General features: G+C 68.0%; 13 protein-coding genes. 6 read left to right on the top strand and 7 right to left on the bottom strand.

All coding sequences use genetic code 11. The annotated features are described in order from the left end of the window. The 3 genes from G3N99_RS16910 to G3N99_RS16900 all read left to right on the top strand — a co-directional run. Positions 1-1,047 (top strand): FecR domain-containing protein (locus G3N99_RS16910; protein WP_206122971.1); only part of this gene is annotated, 1,047 nt, incomplete at its 5' end. Between the two features lie 10 nt (positions 1,048-1,057). After that, positions 1,058-3,445: a CHASE2 domain-containing protein gene (locus G3N99_RS16905; RefSeq protein WP_206122970.1), complete on the top strand. Its 2,388-nt coding sequence runs from the start codon at positions 1,058-1,060 to the stop codon at positions 3,443-3,445. 37 nt (positions 3,446-3,482) lie between these two features. Continuing rightward, positions 3,483-4,097 carry a DUF4136 domain-containing protein gene (locus tag G3N99_RS16900; RefSeq protein WP_174936406.1) on the top strand — a complete coding sequence of 205 codons (615 nt, stop codon included), beginning with the start codon at positions 3,483-3,485 and terminating at the stop codon, positions 4,095-4,097. Positions 4,098-4,157: 60 nt separating this feature from the next. Here the strand turns inward: G3N99_RS16900 and galU are convergent, their stop codons facing one another. Together galU and G3N99_RS16890 are read right to left on the bottom strand one after the other, a co-directional pair. Further along, a complete protein-coding gene (gene galU, locus G3N99_RS16895) occupies positions 4,158-5,042 on the bottom strand; it encodes a UTP--glucose-1-phosphate uridylyltransferase GalU (protein WP_174934535.1) in 885 nt (294 codons plus the stop codon). 87 nt (positions 5,043-5,129) lie between these two features. Next, positions 5,130-7,997: a valine--tRNA ligase gene (locus tag G3N99_RS16890; RefSeq protein WP_174989205.1), complete on the bottom strand. Its 2,868-nt coding sequence runs from the start codon at positions 7,995-7,997 to the stop codon at positions 5,130-5,132. Positions 7,998-8,210: 213 nt separating this feature from the next. Here G3N99_RS16890 and G3N99_RS16885 point away from each other — a divergent pair, with 213 nt between their 5' ends. Together G3N99_RS16885 and G3N99_RS16880 are read left to right on the top strand one after the other, a co-directional pair. Next, complete coding sequence (locus tag G3N99_RS16885; protein WP_206122969.1) at positions 8,211-10,574, top strand: UvrD-helicase domain-containing protein; 2,364 nt, start codon at positions 8,211-8,213, stop codon at positions 10,572-10,574. Further along, positions 10,571-11,368: a 5'-methylthioadenosine/adenosylhomocysteine nucleosidase gene (locus G3N99_RS16880; RefSeq protein WP_174989204.1), complete on the top strand. Its 798-nt coding sequence runs from the start codon at positions 10,571-10,573 to the stop codon at positions 11,366-11,368. Before G3N99_RS16885 ends, G3N99_RS16880 begins: the two co-directional genes overlap by 4 nt. 74 nt (positions 11,369-11,442) lie before the next feature. On the opposite strand, the gene G3N99_RS16875 is transcribed toward G3N99_RS16880, so the two are convergent. After that, positions 11,443-12,681 carry an MFS transporter gene (locus tag G3N99_RS16875; protein ID WP_206122968.1) on the bottom strand — a complete coding sequence of 413 codons (1,239 nt, stop codon included), beginning with the start codon at positions 12,679-12,681 and terminating at the stop codon, positions 11,443-11,445. 407 nt (positions 12,682-13,088) lie between these two features. On the opposite strand from G3N99_RS16875, the gene G3N99_RS16870 reads away from it, so the two are divergent. Next, positions 13,089-14,762 carry a methyl-accepting chemotaxis protein gene (locus tag G3N99_RS16870; protein WP_206122967.1) on the top strand — a complete coding sequence of 558 codons (1,674 nt, stop codon included), beginning with the start codon at positions 13,089-13,091 and terminating at the stop codon, positions 14,760-14,762. A 21-nt stretch (positions 14,763-14,783) separates the two neighbouring features. On the opposite strand, the gene G3N99_RS16865 is transcribed toward G3N99_RS16870, so the two are convergent. The 4 genes from G3N99_RS16865 to G3N99_RS16850 all read right to left on the bottom strand — a co-directional run. Next, the gene (locus G3N99_RS16865) at positions 14,784-15,659 is read right to left on the bottom strand and encodes an HlyD family secretion protein (protein WP_011351755.1); all 876 of its coding nucleotides are present in this window, start codon (positions 15,657-15,659) and stop codon (positions 14,784-14,786) included. A 12-nt stretch (positions 15,660-15,671) separates the two neighbouring features. Continuing rightward, on the bottom strand, positions 15,672-15,875 hold the full coding sequence (locus G3N99_RS16860) for a DUF1656 domain-containing protein (protein WP_069247787.1): 204 nt from the start codon (positions 15,873-15,875) through the stop codon (positions 15,672-15,674). Continuing rightward, positions 15,872-18,073, bottom strand: a complete 2,202-nt coding sequence (locus G3N99_RS16855) for an FUSC family protein (protein ID WP_206122966.1) — start codon at positions 18,071-18,073, stop codon at positions 15,872-15,874. Before G3N99_RS16855 ends, G3N99_RS16860 begins: the two co-directional genes overlap by 4 nt. A gap of 14 nt (positions 18,074-18,087) precedes the next feature. Further along, positions 18,088-18,766: TolC family protein (locus tag G3N99_RS16850; protein ID WP_206122965.1), on the bottom strand; the 679-nt coding region annotated here is incomplete at its 5' end.

Here is an 18,766-nt window from a genome sequence, read left to right as displayed (position 1 = left end):
ATCGCGGTGCAGGGCACGGCCGAACGCGCGTCCGGCGACGCTTACGCGCCGCTCGCGAACGACGCGACGCTCGCCGAGGGCGATCGCGTGCGCACGGGCCCGAACGGCTTCGTGACGCTCGAGCTCGCCGACGGCACGCACATGAGCCTGCCGCCCGACAGCCAGCTCGACTTGAAGGCGCTGCGCCGCACGGTGCTGACCGGCACGCTCGATCGCGAGTTCGAACTCACGCGCGGCTCGGTCGACAGCGAAGTCACCCATCTGAAGAAACGCGACGACCGCTTCCAGATCCGGTCGCCGTCGGTCGTGGCCGGCGTGCGCGGCACGCACTTCCGCGTGAACTACGACGCGGCCGGCAATGCGTCGACGCGCGTCGAAGTGCTCGACGGCACCGTCGGCGTCGCGGGCGGCCGCCAGCCGGCCGATCCGACGCTCGTGCATGCGAATTTCGGCAGCGTCGCGACATCGTCCGGCGCGGTCGGCGCGCCCGTCGAACTGCTGCCCGCCCCGGCGCTCGCGCATCCCGACAAGGTGCAGGACGAGCCCGAGGTCGCATTCGACGTCGCGCCGCTCGCCCAGGCGCAGGCATACCGCGTCCAGCTCGCGCACGACGCCGGGCTGCTCGACCTGTTTCGCGAAACGCGCACCGATTCGCCGCGCGCGGTCTTCCGCGACGTGCCGAACGGGAACTACTTCGTGCGGGTCGCCGCGATCGATGCGAACGGCCTCGAGGGCCGGCCGCGCACGTACGCGTTCGAACGCCGCGTGATGGGGCTCGACGCGAGCGCGTCGCCCGGTGCCGGCGGCTACGAGTTCCGCTGGTCGCCGAACGGTTCGGGCAAGGGTGCGCGCTACCGGTTCGTGCTGTCGCGCTCGAAGGACCTGAGCGCGCCGGTCGTTGACCAGGTCGGCCTGCATACGCGCCAGATCACCGTCGCGCACCTGCCGCCGGGCGACTACTTCTGGGCCGTGACCGTCGAGGAGTTCGAAGGCGGCAAGTTCTACGAGAAGACCAGTCCGGTCAGCGCGTTCACGCTGTCGCGCTGATCCGCGGCGCATGAAACCCGATTCCGTTTCTCCGCGGCGGCGCCTCGGCCGCCGCTTCCTGATCGAATGGATCGCGATCGGCTGCCTCGGGATCGCGGTGATCCTCGCGTGCGCGCTCGGCCGCCTGTCGTCGAGCGTCGACGGCCTGATCTACGACCGGCTCCTGATGCTGCGCAGCCTGCCGCTGTCGCCCGACGTGGTCGTCGTCGACATCGACAACCAGAGCGTGTCCGCGCTCGGCCGCTGGCCGTGGTCGCGCGACGTGCATGCGCGGCTGCTCGATACGCTGGCGCGCGCGCAACCGGCCGCCGTCGTCTACGACGTGCTGTTTACCGAACCGTCGCCGGAAGATCGCGCGTTCGCGGAAGCGATGACCCACGTGTCGACCTTCCTGCCCGTGCTGCTGAGCCCCGAGCAGGCGGACGGCACGCGCGCGGTCGATCCGCCGGTGGCCGCGCTCGCGGCGCGCGCGGTCGGGCTCGGCCACATCAACCTCGAAGTCGACCGCGACGGCATCGTACGCAGCGTGGCGCTGTTCGAGAGCGACGGCCGCGTGCGCTGGCCGCAGTTGATGGTGCCCGTCTATCGCGCGATCCAGGGCGGCCAGCTGCATCCGGTCGGCGGGGCGCCCGGCGCGCATGCGCACGACCTGTCGCGCGACGCGACCGGCGAGGGCCGCTACCTGATCCCGTTCAGCCGCAACACGCCTGCGTATCCGACATTGTCGTTCGACGACGTGCTCGAAGGGCGCGTGAAACCCGACGCGCTGCGCGGCAAGATCGTCGTCGTCGGCGTGACGGCGTCGGGGCTGTACGACCGCTTTGCCACGCCCGTGTCCGGCGAATTCGGGCCGCTCGCCGGCGTGTATATCCATGCCAACGTGCTCGACATGCTGGCGACCGGCAGCGCGATCTCGCCGGCGTCACGCGCCGGGCTGTTCGTCGCGTCGCTGCTGCCGCTCGCCGCGCTGCTGGGCGGCTTCCTGATGCTGTCGCCGTGGCGCGCGCTGCTGCTGACGCTGAGCCTTGCCGCACTTGCCGTCGTCGCGAGCATGGCGCTGCTGTTCGAGGCGCGCATCTGGCTGTCGCCGGCGCCCGCGATCTTCGGGCTGATCGCCGTCTACCCGATCTGGAACTGGCGGCGCCTGGAAATGACGATGTCGTACCTGCGCCGCGAGCTGCAGCGGCTCGCCGACGAGCCGCACCTGCTGCCCGAGGCGCCGCGCACGCGCAGCGTCGGCGGCGACGTGCTCGAGCGGCAGATGGCGCTGATGGCGCAAGCCGCGCAGCGCGTGCAGGACATGAAGCGTTTCGTGTGGGACAGCCTCGACAGCATGCCCGAGCCGATCTTCGTGACCGACCTGGCCGGCACCGTGCTGATCGCGAACCACGCGGCCAAGCGCTACGGGTCGCGCCTGTCGCTGCCGCTGCCGGAAGGGCGGCCGCTGCGCACCGCGCTCGGCGAGCTGACCTTCATGAAGACCGTCGACGGCAACGCCGAACACGATGTGGCGATCCGCGAACACTGGCCGGCGGTACTCGACCCGACGCTCGAGGCCGAGCACGACGCGATGGCGCGCGGCATCGAGGTGCGTGACCGCGACGGGCTCGACCATCTGCTACGCTACGCGGCTTGCACGAACGCGCAGGGTCGCGTGACGGGCTGGATCGCCGGCCTCGTCGACGTGACCGAACTGCACGCGGCCGAGCGGCAGCGCGAGGAAGCGCTGCACCTGCTGTCGCACGACATGCGCTCGCCGCAGTCGTCGATTCTCGCGCTCGTCGAGATCGAGCGCGACCGCGCCGAAACCGACGCGATGCGCGGGCTGCTCGCGCGGATCGAGCGCTATGCGCACCGCGCGCTGTCGCTGGCCGACGAGTTCGTGCAGCTGGCGCGCGCGGAGTCGCAGGTGTACCAGCTCGAGGCGACGAGCCTCGTCGACGTGCTGATCGATGCGAGCGACGAGGTGTGGCCGCAGGCGCAGGCGAAGCACATTCGCGTCGACACCGATGTCGGCACCGACATGTGCTGGGTGCGCGCCGACCGCTCGCTGATTACGCGCGCGTTCGTGAACCTGCTGAACAATGCAGTCAAATACAGTCCGTCCGCCACCGTGATCACGTGTACGCTGGCGGTCGAGCACGCGTCGAAACGGATGTTCTGTACGATTCGCGATCAGGGATACGGCATTGCGCCGGAAGATCAGCGGCATCTGTTCGAGCGTTTCAAGCGGTTCCATGCCGGCGAGCGGCCCGAAATCTCGGGTTCCGGGCTCGGCATGGCATTCGTGAAGACGGTCGTCACGCGCCATGGGGGCAGCGTGACGGTCGACAGCGAGGTGGGTGTCGGCACCGCGGTGACGGTGTCGCTGCCCGCGATCGACGAGCCGTCCGCCTGACAGGGCCGGGCGCGACGGCAGGCATTTGGGGAAAGCCATGAGAAAGGAATGGGCAGCGACCGCGCTGGCGGCGTCGCTGTTGACGGGTTGCGCCGGCGTGACGACCGGCGTGAGTGCGGTCGGGCAGCCGAACGCGTTCGCATCCGATGCGCACGGCTATGATTTCGTGCGGACGGCCGCGCAGGCCAATGATGCCGAATACCGGCAGATCGAGACGCTCGTGCGCGACGAACTCGCGCACCGCGGCTTCGAAGCCAAGCCGCTCGCCGCCGCGCGCTACCGGTTGTCGATCGCGTATGCGACGCAGCCGGCCTCGGTCGCGGCGATCGCCGACGGCTGTGGCGCCGCGAGCAGTGCATGCGTGACGGTCGACGGACCGGCGCCTTTCGCGCTGCCGTTCATGGGCCGGGTGTATCGCCATGTGCTGACGCTGCGCTTCGTCGACGCGAAATCGGGCGCCGACGTCTACCGCGTATCAGCCGCGCTGCGCGATCGCGATCCCGGCACGCAGCAGGCCGCGCCGGCGCTCGTGAAGAGCGCGCTCGCGAAGGTGCCGTTCGGCGACGGCGGCGGCTGGCTCGTCAAGACGAAAAAAGACGACGCGGGCGGCATGCCGGGCGTCGTCTCGGTGAAGCGGGCCGAAGCGCGCTGAGCGTCGGCCGGTGAGGTGAGGGCGGGCTCGCCGGAGCGAGCCCTCGTGCCCTTGCCGCGTTCAGTCGGCCGGGTGTGCGCTGCCCCGCGTGCGCAGGTATGCGTCGAAATCCGCGCCGACTTCCGCGTGGCGCAGCGCGAATTCGACCGTTGCCTTCAGGTAGCCGAGCTTGCTGCCGCAGTCGTAGCGCGTGCCCTGGTACTTGTAGGCCAGCACCTGCTCATCGGCGAGCAGCGCCTGGATCGCGTCGGTGAGCTGCAGCTCGCCGCCCGCGCCGGGCTTCAGCGCGCGCAGGTGCTCGAAGATCCGCGGCTTCAGGATGTAGCGGCCGACCACGCCGAGGTTCGACGGCGCGACTTCCGGCGCCGGCTTCTCGACGATCGCCGACATCTTGACGATCGACTCTTCCCATTCCTTGCCGTCGACGATCCCGTACGACTTCGTCTCCGACGGCGGGATCTCTTCGACGCCGATCACCGAGCTGTGATAGTGGTCGAACACGTCGACCATCTGCTTCATCACGGGCGGGTTGCCGTCGAGCAGGTCGTCGGCGAGGATCACCGCGAACGGGTTGTCGGCCACGAGCTTTTCCGCGCACAGCACCGCATGGCCGAGGCCGAGCGCTTCCGGCTGGCGCACGTAGAAGCAGTCGACATGGCTCGGCTTGATGCTGCGCACGAGCTCGAGCAGCTTTTCCTTGCCGCGCGCCTCGAGTTCGGCCTCGACCTCGTACGACTTGTCGAAGTGGTCCTCGATCGCGCGCTTGCTGCGCCCGGTGACGAAGATCATCTCGGTGATGCCGGCGGCGATCGCTTCCTCGACTGCGTACTGGATCAGCGGCTTGTCGACGACCGGCAGCATCTCCTTCGGGCTCGCTTTCGTTGCCGGGAGGAACCGCGTGCCAAGACCAGCAACGGGGAACACCGCCTTGGTAACTTTCAGCATGATCGAACCTTTATTCCTGTAATCGACTTGTCAGACGGTCTATGTTCACGTCCCCATTATAGTGAACGCAAACGACCTTACCCTTTGTTACGCAGGCAACCGATCGAGCTGCGCGCGCAGTTTCTCGAGCGTGCTCTGGAATTCCGCGACGCGCTTTTGCTCCTGTTCGACCACGGCCGGCGGCGCTTTCGCGACGAATGCCTCGTTGCCGAGCTTCGCATTGCACTTCGTGATCTCGTTCGTCAGGCGCGTGATCTCCTTCGACAGGCGCTCGCGTTCGGCCGCGACGTCGATCTCGACCTTCAGCACCAGCTTGTTCGGCCCGACGATCGCGATCGGCGCACCGTGCGCCTCCTTGTCGAGCGTCGCTTCGTCCGCGAGGATCTGCACTTCCGACAGGCGCGCGAGGGCCTGGACGTACGGCGCGAACGAGCGCAGGCGCTCGGCATCGCCGGCTGCGAGCAGCGGCACCTTGGTGGCCGGCGACAGGTTCATCTCGCCGCGCAGGTTGCGGCACGCGTCGACGATCGCCTTCAGGTCGGCCGCCCACTGTTCGGACGCCTCGTCGATCTTCTGCAGGTTCGCGACCGGGTACGCCTGCGTCATCAGCGACGCTTCGCCCTCGGCCTTGCCCTGCGGATAGCGGCCCGCCAGCGGCGCGACCTTCTGCCAGAGCGCTTCGGTGATGAACGGGATGATCGGATGCGCGAGGCGCAGCACCGTCTCGAGCACGCGCAGCAGCGTGCGGCGCGTCGCGCGCTGCTGTTCCGGCGTGCCGTTCTGGATCTGCACCTTCGCGAGTTCGAGATACCAGTCGCAGTACTCGTCCCACACGAACTTGTAGATGCTGCTTGCGATGTTGTCGAAGCGGTAATCGGCGAAGCCCTTCGCGATGTCCGCCTCCGTGCGCTGCAGCAGCGACACGATCCAGCGGTCGGCCGCCGAGAAGTCGAGGTAGCCGCCCGGGCCGCAATCGCCCGCGCCGCAGACTTCCGGCTTGTCGCTGCCGCAGTCGTGACCTTCGCAGTTCATCAGCACGAAGCGCGTCGCGTTCCACAGCTTGTTGCAGAAGTTGCGATAGCCTTCGCAGCGCGCGAGGTCGAAGTTCACGTTGCGGCCGAGCGTCGCCATCGACGCCATCGTGAAGCGCAGCGCGTCGGTGCCGAACGCGGCGATGCCGTCCGGGAATTCCTTGCGCGTCTTCTTCTCGATCGTCGCGGCCTGCTTCGGGTTCATCAGGCCCGTCGTGCGCTTCGCGACCAGCGTGTCGAGGTCGATGCCGTCGACGATGTCGATCGGGTCGAGCGTGTTGCCCTTGCTCTTCGACATCTTCTGGCCTTCCGCGTCGCGCACGAGGCCGTGCACGTAGACGGTGTGGAACGGCACCTTGCCCGTGAAGTGCGTGGTCATCATCACCATCCGGGCGACCCAGAAGAAGATGATGTCGAAGCCCGTGACGAGCACCGACGACGGCAGGAAGTGCTTCAGTTCAGGCGTTTCGTTCGGCCAGCCGAGCGACGAGAACGGCACGAGCGCCGACGAGAACCACGTGTCGAGCACGTCTTCGTCGCGCTTCAGCGCACCCGTGTAACCCTTCGCGGCAGCCTGCGCGCGCGCTTCTTCCTCGTTGCGCGCGACGAACACCTCGCCGTTCTCGCCGTACCACGCGGGAATCTGATGGCCCCACCACAGCTGGCGCGAGATGCACCAGTCCTGGATGTTCTCGAGCCACTGGTAATAGGTGGTCGTCCAGTTTTCCGGGACGAACTTGATCTGGCCGCTGCGCACGACGTCGAGCGACGTTTCCGTGATCGACTTGCCCGGATTGAACGTGCCTTCCGGCGCCGGCTTCGTCATCGCGACGAACCACTGGTCGGTCAGCATCGGCTCGATCACGACGCCCGTGCGGTCGCCGCGCGGCACCATCAGCTTGTGCGGCTTCACCGAGTCGAGGAAGCCCGCTGCGTCGAGGTCGGCGACGATCGCCTTGCGCGCGTCGAAGCGGTCGAGGCCGCGATACTGCTCGGGGCCGTTGTCGTTGATCTTCGCGTCGAGCGTCAGGATCTCGATCGGCGCGATCTTGTGGCGCTGGCCGACCTGGTAGTCGTTGAAGTCGTGCGCGGGCGTGACCTTCACGACGCCCGTGCCGAACTCGCGGTCGACGTAGTCGTCGGCGATAACCGGGATCTCGCGGCCCGTCAGCGGCAGCGTGACGAGCTTGCCGATCAGGTGCGCGTAGCGCTCGTCTTCCGGGTGGACCATCAGCGCGACGTCGCCGAGCATCGTTTCCGGGCGCGTCGTGGCAACGGTCAGCGAGCCCGAGCCGTCGACGAGCGGGTAGCGGATGTGCCACAGGTGGCCGTTTTCCTCTTCGCTCACGACTTCGAGGTCCGACACCGCGGTCAGCAGCACCGGATCCCAGTTGACGAGGCGCTTGCCGCGGTAGATCAGGCCCTGTTCAAAGAGCGTGACGAACACGTCGCGCACGGCGGCCGACATCTTGTCGTCCATCGTGAAGTATTCGCGCGACCAGTCGGGCGAGGCGCCGAGGCGGCGCACCTGGCCGGTGATCGTCGAACCCGATTTTTCCTTCCATTCCCACACGCGCTCGACGAACTTCTCGCGGCCGAGGTCGTGGCGCGACACGCCCTGCGCGTCGAGCTGGCGCTCGACGACGATCTGGGTCGCGATCCCCGCGTGGTCGGTGCCGGGCACCCACAGCGTGTTCTCGCCGAGCATCCGGTGGTAGCGGGTGAGGCCGTCCATGATCGTCTGGTTGAACGCGTGGCCCATGTGCAACGTGCCCGTGACGTTCGGCGGCGGCAACTGGATCGAGAAATCGGGGCGGGCCGGATCGAAGGCCGGGGCTGCATAGCCGCGCTTTTCCCACTCCGGCCCCCATTGGGACTCGATGGTGTGGGGCTCGAAGCTCTTCGCAAGCGTGTTGTCGCTCATGTTGGAAATCTGCCGAAAAATGCGTGAATTGGATGCCGAATCTGACAATTATAAATGGATGCACATCGACCAGCCATCGCCTTGCCGGCGCGGGCCTGTCGGGACACGGCCGCAGCGCGCTCGTGACGTGCCGTTGAACGGATCGGGAACAGCATCGCGCGGCCGACTTATAATGTCGGGTCCGCATTTTTCTCGCCCGTCCGCTGCCGCTCCATGCCCGATCTGCTCGCCAATCTGAACCCCGAACAACTCGCCGCCGTCACGTTGCCGAACGAACCGGCGCTGATCCTTGCAGGGGCGGGCAGCGGCAAGACCCGCGTGCTGATCACCCGCATCGCGTGGCTGATCCAGCAGGGCTACGCATCGCCGCCCACCGTGCTCGCCGTGACCTTCACGAACAAGGCCGCGCGCGAGATGATGGCGCGCCTGTCGGCGATGATGCCGATCGACACGCGCGGGATGTGGATCGGCACGTTCCACGGCCTGTGCAACCGGATGCTGCGCACGCACTGGCGCGACGCCGGCCTGCCGCAGACCTTCCAGATCCTCGATACGGCCGACCAGCTGTCCGCGATCAAGCGGCTGATGAAGGCGGCGAACGTCGACGACGAGAAGTACCCGCCGAAGAACGTGCAGTACTTCATCAACAACGCGAAGGAGCAGGGGCTGCGTCCCGACAAGGTCGACGCGTCCGACAACTTCAACCGCAAGTTCGTCGAGCTGTACCAGGCATACGACCAGCAGTGCCAGCGCGAGGGCGTCGTCGATTTCCCCGAGCTGCTGCTGCGCTGCTACGAACTGCTCGCGTACAACGCGCCGCTGCGCGCGCACTACCAGGCGCGCTTCCGGCACATCCTCGTCGACGAGTTCCAGGACACCAACAAGCTGCAGTACGCGTGGCTCAAGATGCTCGCGGGCGGCGAGAACGCGATTTTCGCGGTCGGCGACGACGACCAGTCGATCTACGCGTTCCGCGGCGCGAACGTCGGCAACATGCGCGACTTCGAAGACGAATTCCGCGTGCGCAACCTGATCAAGCTCGAGCAGAACTACCGGTCGCACGGCAACATCCTCGACGCGGCGAACCAGCTGATCTCGAACAACGCGCACCGCCTCGGCAAGAACCTGCGCACCGACGCCGGCCACGGCGAGCCCGTGCGCGTGTACGAGGCGAGCACCGATTCGCAGGAAGCCGGCTGGATCGTCGAGGAGATCCGCTCGCTGATCAATACCGGGATGGCGCGCAGCGAAGTGGCCGTCCTGTACCGCAGCAACGCGCAGTCGCGTTCGATCGAGCACACGCTGATGTCGTCGGGCATCCCGTACCGCGTGTACGGCGGCCTGCGCTTCTTCGAGCGTCAGGAAGTGAAGCACGCGCTCGCGTACCTGCGCCTGATCGACAACCCGAACGACGACACCGCGTTCGTGCGCGTCGTGAACTTCCCGACCCGCGGCATCGGTGCGCGCTCGATCGAGCAGCTGGCCGACGCCGCGCGCCTGTACGGCTGCTCGATGGCCGCCGCGATTCCGTACGTGACGGGCAAGGCCGGTACGAGCCTCGGCGGGTTCGCGAACCTGGTCGCGAAGATGCGCGCCGACACGCAGCACATGAATCTGCCCGACACCGTCGAGCACATCGTGCGCGCCAGCGGTCTCGCCGATTTCTACCAGGGCGAGCGCGAAGGCCAGGACCGTCTCGAGAACTTGCAGGAACTGGTCAACGCGGCCACCGCATTCATCGCCGAGGAAGGCTACGGGCTCGACACGCCCGCCCGTTCGATCCCGCTGCGCGCGGGCGCGATCGCGGCGCCAGAGCTCGGCACCGCGACGGACGATCCGGCGGTCGACGTGCTCGATCCGGTATCGCCCGCCGACCCGGCACAGAACCCCGACACGATGACGCCGCTCGCCGGCTTCCTGTCGCATGCATCGCTGGAGGCCGGCGACAACCAGGCGCAGGCCGGGCAGGACGCCGTGCAGCTGATGACGGTGCACGCGGCGAAGGGGCTCGAATTCTCGGCCGTGTTCATCACGGGCCTCGAGGAGGGGCTGTTCCCGCACGAGAACAGCGTGCTCGAATCGGACGGCCTCGAGGAAGAGCGCCGGCTGATGTACGTCGCGATCACGCGCGCGAAGGAGCGGCTCTACCTGTCGTTCGCGCAGAGCCGGATGCTGCACGGCCAGACGCGCTACAACGTGCGCTCGCGTTTCTTCGACGAGTTGCCCGAACACGTGTTGAAGTGGCTGACGCCGAAGGTCGAGGCCGGTTCGCGCTGGGGCGGTCGGTCGGACAACGCCGGGTACGGGCGCGACTGGTTCGCGCGGCCGGGCGCCGGCAGTCGCGAGCAGATCGTCGACCCGGCCGTATCCGCGCCGCTGCCCGCGTTCGCGAACAAGCAGCGCGCGGCCGATGCCGGTTTCCGGGTCGGCCAGCAGGTGTTCCACACCAAGTTCGGCGAAGGCACGGTCACCGCGCTCGAGGGCAACGGCACCGATGCGAAGGCGCAGGTGAAATTCAAGCGGCACGGCGAGAAGTGGCTCGCGCTCGCGGTCGCGAAACTGCAGGCGGTGGAATGATGGGCATCGACATGGATGTGACGCCTGCGGCTCGTCCGCTCGGCATTCTGGCCGCGCTGCCCGAGGAACTCGGCGACCTGATCGCCGCGATGCGCGCCGACGGCGCGATGAAGACGGTCACGCTCGGCCGTCGCGATTATCACGTCGGCACCGTGCACGGCGCGGCCTGCGTCGTGACGCTTGCACGGGTCGGCAAGGTCGCGGCCGCCGCGACGGTCAGCGCGCTGATCCACGTGTTCGGCGTGGCGGGCGTCGTGTTCACCGGCGTGGCGGGCGGCGTGTCGCGCACGGTGCGCGTCGGCGACGTCGTCGTGGCCGATACGCTGCTGCAGCACGATCTCGATGCGTCGCCGCTCTTTCCTCGCTACGAGGTGCCGCTGCTCGGCATCACGCGTTTCGCAACCGACGCGGCGTTGACCGCGAGCCTGCGGGCGGCGTGCACGCAGTTCGTCGAGGAAGAGGGCGCGCAGTTCGCCGCGCGCTTCGGCCTGGCCGGTGCGACGCTGCATGCGGGGCTCATCATCAGCGGCGACCGCTTCGTGTCGAGCGAGCGCGAGGTCGTCGCGTTGCGTGATGCGCTGCCGGATGCGCTCGCGGTCGAGATGGAAGGGGCCGCGATCGCGCAGGTGTGCGCGGAGCACGAGGTGCCATTCGCGATCGTGCGTACGATCTCCGATACGGCCGACGATCACGCGACGCAGTCGTTTTCGCACTTCCTGTCGGCGATCGCGAGCAGCTATTCGTCCGGCATCCTCAAGCGTTTCCTGACGCTGCATGCGACGACGGCGGCCTGAAGCCGCCGTCGTTTTCTTCCTTCCTGCATTCAAGCCATTCGACCGGCCGCGGCGCGCACGCCGCGGCCGGCTCGTCACGCCTTCTTGCGCCGGCTGCTTTCGAGGTTCGGCAGGAACACCGTCAGCACGCCGATCAGCGGCAGGAACGAGCACACCTTGTAGACGAACGTGATGCTCGTCGCATCGGCGAGCTGGCCGAGCACAGCCGCGCCGACTCCGCCGAGGCCGAACGCGAAGCCGAAGAACAGGCCCGCGACCATCCCGACCTTGCCGGGCATCAGCTCCGTCGCGTAGACCAGGATCGCGGCGAATGCCGACGCGAGCACGATGCCGATGATCACGGTCAGCACGCTGGTCCAGAACAGGTTCGCGTACGGCAGCAGCAGCGTGAACGGCGCGACGCCGAGGATCGATACCCAGATCACGTACTTGCGGCCGATCCGGTCGCCCACCGGCCCGCCGATCAGCGTGCCGGCCGCCACGGCCGCGAGGAACACGAACAGGTGGATCTGCGCGGCCTGCACCGACAGGTGGAACTTGTCGATCAGGTAGAAGGTGAAATAGCTGTTGATGCTCGCGAGGTAGAAGTACTTCGAGAACACGAGCAGCACCAGCACGCCGATCGCGCCCATCACGCGGCTGCGCGACAGCGTCGGATGGCCGGCCGCCGCGGCCTTCTTCTTCATCGACGGATGCTTCTTGTACCAGTGGCCGATCTGCGTGAGCACGATCATCGCGACGAGCGCGGCCGCCGAGAACCACGCGATGCTGTGCTGGCCGTGCGGAATGATCACGAGTGCGGCAAGCAGCGGCCCGAGCGCGGATCCCGCATTGCCGCCGACCTGGAACACCGACTGCGCGAGCCCGTGCTGGCCGCCCGACGCCATCCGCGCGACGCGTGACGATTCCGGATGAAATACCGACGAGCCGCAGCCGACGAGCGCAGCAGCTACCAGCAGCATCGGGAAATTCGGCGCGACCGACATCAGCAGCAGCCCCGCGAGCGTGAAGCCCATGCCGACCGGCAGCGAATACGGTTTCGGACGCTTGTCGGTATAGAGCCCGATGAGCGGCTGAAGCAGCGATGCGGTGATCTGGTAGGTGAGCGTGATCAGGCCGATCTGCGCGAACGACAGCGCGAACTGGCTCTTGAGCATCGGATAGATCGCGAGGATCAACGACTGGATCATGTCGTTGAGCATGTGCGAGAAGCTGATCGCGCCGAGCACCGGGTACACGGTGCGGGCGACGGGTGGCGCGGACGGCTGGGTGGCGGCTGCGCCGGCGGAGCCGGTGTCGAGGCTGGTTTCCATGTGAGAGCTGAACGAGTTGAGGTGGCGGGCGCGCGCTGCTGGGGAGTGGCGCGTCTTGAATCGTTGCTGCGTCAAAGAAGTGTAATGTGGCGTATCGAGAATGTCCGGACAAGTTTTATCGTGAATCGGACATTCATCTGACGGATCGTCCGGTGCCCGTTTTTTTGACCGGGTATAACGCTGGCGGCGCGTCTGCCCGTTAGCGGGGGCGCGCCCGGGGCCGGTGCGTGGTTTCCCGGACTCAAGAAACGGCGGTGGCGGCCGTAGAACGACCCAATGACAACAGGCGCGCCGCGCCCGGCATCGGCTATCCGCCGGTGCGGGTGCAGGACGCGCGGCATGGCCAGCCATCGCGGGAACGCCGGGACCGACCTTTCCGGCCGCGTGATCAATACGGGGATAGTTCGATGAAAGCAGCATCTTTGCATCCACAGCCAGGTACGGCACCCGCCGCACCCGATGGTACCGCCGGTCGCGCCGCCCGGCGCCTGCGGGCGGCGCGTCGCGAGCGCCGGCCGTGGACCGTCAAGGCGACGTTGCGCGCCGCATTCGCGATCCTGCTCGCCGGTACGCTGGCGATCGGCATGTTTTCGCTCTGGCAGATCAGCCGGCTGAATGCGTCGATCGCGTCGGTCTACGAGCAGGGCCACGTTGCGAGCCGCGCGGCCGAGGAGGTCCGGGCCGAAGTACTGCGCGCGAGCCGTGCCCAGAAGATGCTGCTGACGGCGACCACGGCGAAGGAGCGCGACGAACTGGGCGCCGAGGTGGGCGCGGGGCTCACGTCGATCGGCCAGGCGCTCGGCACGCTGCAGCGCTACGCGGATCCGGCCGATGCCGACGATTCGGCGCGGCTGCGCGCATTCTCGACGGCAGTCGGCACATGGAGTGCGCATCTGCGCGATTTCGTCGAACTCGTGCGCGCGCAGCCGCTCGACCTGTCGCAGATGAACTGGCAGGTCGGTACGCAGGACGTGTCGTTGCTGGTCGAAACCGGCAAGCTCGAGAAAATCGTCGCCGAACTCGTGAAGACACGCGGCGCGAAGTCGAAGGCGACGCTCGATGCGTCCGCGACCATTTTCTCGTCGTCGTTCGCGATGATCGCGGGGATGACGGTTGCGCTGATCGTGCTCGCGATCGTGATCGCCGAGCGCGTCGTGCGCCGCCTTGCGTCGCAGCTCGGCGGCGAACCCGCGCACGCGAAGGCGATCGCCGCGGACATCGCGCGCGGCGACCTGACGCGACCGATCAGGCTGGGCCGGCACGACCGCGACAGCATGGTGCGTGCGCTGGCCGAGATGCAGACGGGGCTCGCGGCGACCGTCGGCGAGATCGCCGTCAGTGCCGAGGCGATCGCGGCCGCGTCGGGCGAGATCTCCACCGGCAACCTCGATCTGTCGAAGCGCACCGAGCAGCAGGCCGTCGCGCTCGAGCGCACCGCGGCCAGCATGGAGCAGCTCACGTCGACCGTCCGGCAGAACGCCGAGAACGCGCGGCAGGCGAGCTCGCTCGCCGCCAATGCGTCGGCCGTCGCGGAGACGGGCGGGGAAGTCGTCGGACGTGTGGTGGCGACGATGAGCGAGATCGACGACAGCGCGAAGAACATCCGCGACATCATCGGCACCATCGAGGGGATCGCGTTCCAGACCAACATTCTCGCGTTGAATGCGGCGGTCGAGGCCGCGCGCGCCGGCGAGCAGGGGCGCGGCTTCTCGGTGGTCGCGGGCGAGGTTCGCCTGCTCGCGCAGCGTGCGGCGACCGCGGCGAAGGAGATCCGCGCACTGATCGGCGCATCGGTCGAGCGTGTCGCGAACGGTGCTGCGCTCGCGCACGATGCGGGCCGTACGATGGGTGACGTCGTGCGCGCGGTCAAGCGCGTGACCGACATCATCGGTGAAATTTCCGCCGCATCGGACGAGCAGAGCGCCGGGATCGACGAGATCGGCCGCGCGGTCACGCAGATGGACGCCGGCACCCAGCAGAACGCGGCACTCGTCGAGCAGGCGGCCGCCGCGGCGAATGCGCTCGACGAGCAGGCGCAGGCGTTGAAGTCGCTGGTCGGGCGCTTCCGCATCGCGGCCTGAGCGCGCCCGGCCGTTCAGTCGTTACGACTTCTTCTGCTTGTCCGGATCGATGATGACCGTGCAGGTCGTGCCTGCCGACAGCACCACGTCGGCCGGCACGTCGTCGATCTTGATGCGCACCGGCACGCGCTGCGCGAGGCGCACCCAGTTGAAGGTCGGGTTCACGTCTGCAACGAGGTCGCGGCTTTGCGGGTTGTCGCGATCGTAGATGCCGCGCGAAATGCTTTCGACGTGGCCCTTCATCACGCCGCCGCTCATCAGCCGCATCTCGGCCGGCGCGCCGATCTTCACGCGCGGCAGCTTGGTTTCCTCGAAGTAGCCGTAGACCCAGAACGAATGGCTGTCGACGATCGCGAGCTTCGCCTGGCCAGCCACCGCATAGTTGCCCTTGAACGTCTGCAGGTTCGTGATGTAGCCGTCGACCGGCGCGACGACGCGCGTGCGCTCGAGGTTGAGCTTCGCGGCGTCGAGCGCGGCGATCGCCTGCTGGTACTGCGCATCGGCGCTCGACGCGCTATGCGCGGCGTTCTCGCGGTTTTCCTTCGACACGACGAGCGCATCGAGATCCGCGCGGCGGGCCGCGTCGTCGCGGCGCATCTGCAGTTCCGCGCGGCGGGCGGCGACGGCCGCCTGCGCCTGCTCGACCGCGATCTGGTAGTGCGACGGGTCGATCTGCATGATCAGGTCGCCCTTTTTCACGAGCTGGTTGTCATGCACGGGCAGCTCGACGATCGCGCCCGACACGTCCGGCGCGACGTTGACGATCTCGGCGCGCACGCGCCCGTCGCGCGTCCACGGATCATCCATGTAGTGCACCCACAGCGAGCGCCCGATCAGGATCGCGACGAGAAGGATGACGGCGGTCGCGACGAAGCCGAAGAGTTTTCTGAGAATCATGATGGTTCGGAATCAACGGTAAACGGCAAGACTCAGTCCGCCGCAAATGCAGACGAGAAGGCAGGCCCGGAACAGCGACGGGTGCCAGACGAGACGGTAGAGGCCCGTGTAGGCGAGCAGGCGGTCGACGGCCCAGGTCGCGAGCGCGCCGACGACGAACATCAGCACCACCGTGGGCATGTAGGCATCGAGAATGGCGATTTCACGCGGCATCATGACGAGGCTCCTGGTTGGGGACGCACGGGGCGGTTGCGGTTGAGCGCGGCGAGCGGCGATTCGGGGTCGAGCAGTGCCGTCCGCACGAAATGCAGGTGGCTCAGGATGCGCTGCAGCCGGTGGCGTTCCTCGCGCGACGGCGTGAACGCGTCGAGCGTCTGCCGGGTCGCGTCGATCGCATCGTTGACCGCGGCGAGCGTCGCATCGAAGCGTTCGTCGTCCGGCCGCGTGAACAGCGACGACAGCGCGGCGCGCATCGTCTCGATCGCGCGTCGCCACGGCGTCGTCGGCGCATAGCGCGGATCGGACGGCAGCGTTGCCAGTTCGTGGCGCAGGTCGATGGCCGCGTTGCCGGTTTCGAGCACCGCGAACATCCAGCGCAGCGCGTCGCGCTGCACGTCGGGCTGGTCGGCCGACAGCGTGTGCGCCTGGTACATCAGGTCGCGCGCGCCGCTCTCGAAGCGCGTGCGCAATCCGGCGAGCCGCGCGTGGCAGGCCGCGACGGCCTGGTGACGCAGGTCGGCGAACAGCCGCTTCTTGAGCCACGGCGCGGTCGGCGGGAACAGCACCGCGAACGCGATCGCCGATACCAGCATCGACAACAGCAGCGCGAGCGCGTCGTTCATGAAGCTCATCGGATCGTAGTGCGTGATGCTGTCCGGGCCGGCGAGGAAGCAGAAGAAGATCAGGTAGCCCATCCCGTAGCCCGCGAGCTTCGGCTTCAGCGTCATGTAGATGCCGATCGCGAGCAACGGCGCGAGCGCCGCGCACAGCAGCCAGAAGCCGTCGATCCGCGGGTAGATGCCGAACATCAGCAGGAAGCCGGTGCAAACGGCCAGCGCCGTGCCCATCCCCATCTGTGCGGCCATCGCGGTCGGGCGTGGTGCCGACGACGCGAGTGCGCAGGTCGCCGCGGCGTTCAGCACCAGCATCACGCCGCTCGGCCACGCGGTCTCGATCCAGAACCAGCCCAGCGCGAGAATCACCGTCGCGGTGCGGATCCCCGCGATCGTGGCTGCAGTCCGGTTGGTGCGCGGCTCGTAGCGCTCGATCCAGCGTTCGCGCTCGTGCGTCGCGGTCGCGAGCGACGCATAGGTCGCCGCGTATTCCTGCAGGTCGGTGATGAAGCGGTACAGCAGCTCGGCGGCCGTGTCGAAGTCGAGCAGCGGGAAGTCGGGCTGCGTTTCGAGTTCCGCACGCGTCGCGCGGATACGGCGCGGCAGCGCGTCGCGCCACGCGAGCAGTTGCTCGGCCGAGTGCGCGGCGTCGATCGACGTGCGCACGGGTTCGCCATGGCGCGTGAGCAGCGGCGCGATTTCGCGGAAATACGGTTCGATCGCATCGATCGCGGCCTGCGCACCGGCCGCGTGCAGCCGGTTCATCAACTGATGCAGTGCGTGAAAGCGACTCGACGCACTCATGAACTCGCTGTTCAGTCGCGCCAGGCGGCCGCTGCGCATGCGGGTGTCCGGATTTTCGAACACGGCCATGCTGCGCGCGGCTTCGAAGCCGACCACATCGGCGACGAAGCGCGTGTGGATGGTCTCGATGTGCGCGCGGTCGAGTTGGCCCGACAGCGCCGACGCGACGTAGTCGACGAAGCTGCCGAAGCGCTTGCGCACCGTCGTGCGCATCTGCTCGCCCGTGTACTGCGGAAACACGAGCGCGCTGACGACGCCGGCCGACACGATCCCGATGATGACTTCCGAGACACGTGTCATCGCGCTCATGAATGCCCCGTCCGGGTGTTGCGACGCGGGCAGGCCGATCAGCGCGGTCGTATAGCCGGCGAGCAGGAAGCCGTAGCTGCGGAAGTTGCGGTTGCGCGCGGCGCCGGCGGTGCACAGTGCGATCCATATGGCGATCGCCAGCAGGAACAGCTGCGGCTGCTGCGGGAACAGCCCGACGAACGTAAGCGTCGCGATGAGCCCGAAGATCGTGCCGGCAACCCGGTAGAAACTCTTCGCGAGCACCGCGCCGCTTTGCGGCTGCATCACGATGAAGACGGTCGTCATGGCCGTCTTCGGCGCCGGCAGGTCGAGCCGCATCGACACGCCGAGCGCAATGAAGGTCGCGAGCAGCGCCTTGAACAGGTAGAGCCAGGCGGCGCCGTCGGTGCGGGCCCAGTCGCCGAACGCGGCGGCCCAGGCCGAGAACGGACCGCCGGCGGGTGTGGAAGCGGGGGAGGAGGCTGACATGGCGTCGCTCCGCGTTACCGTGCGGCCGGCACGCCGGACACACCGGCGGCGGCCACCTGTGCGGGCCGGGTGATTGCTGCCACGGGCTTCGCACCCGACGCGGCGGCAGGCGCGGCTGCGCCTGCGGCGGATTCGTCATGAGGCACATCCGTACCCGTCTCGACACCGCCGCCGAGCGCGGCCATCAACTGCGCGTGCGCGGCGAGGCGTTCCGCATCGATGCGGGCGGCCGTCTCCTGCGCGCGCAGCAACTGCTGTTGCGCGACCAGCACGTTCACGTAGTCGGTCAGCCCGCGGCGGAAGCCTTCGCGCGACAGCTGGTAGCTGCGGTCGTTGGCGGCCACCGAGCGTGCGGCGTCCTTCTTCTGCGTATCGAGCGAACGGATCCGCACGACCTGGTCGGCGATATCCTTGAGCGCGCCGACGATCGTCTGGTTGTAGCGCTCGACCGCCTGGTCGTAGCCGGCATTGGCCGCGCCGAGCTGCGCGCGCAACCGGCCGCCTTCGAAGATCGGCAGCGACAGCGCGGGGCCGGCTGTCCAGCCGCCGTTCATCGCGCGCAGGAAGTCGGTGAACGGCGCGGTCACGCCGAAGCCGCCGACCGTCGCGAGCAGGTCGATGTTCGGGTAGAACGATGCCTTCGCGACGTCGATGCCGCGCGCCTGCGCGTCGACCGTCCAGCGCGCTGCGACA

It is taken from the genome of Burkholderia sp. Ac-20392 (genome assembly GCF_017104585.1).
In the GTDB taxonomy this organism is placed as follows: Bacteria; Pseudomonadota; Gammaproteobacteria; order Burkholderiales; family Burkholderiaceae; genus Burkholderia; species Burkholderia lata.
This window is presented reverse-complemented; position numbering and strand designations above follow the sequence as displayed.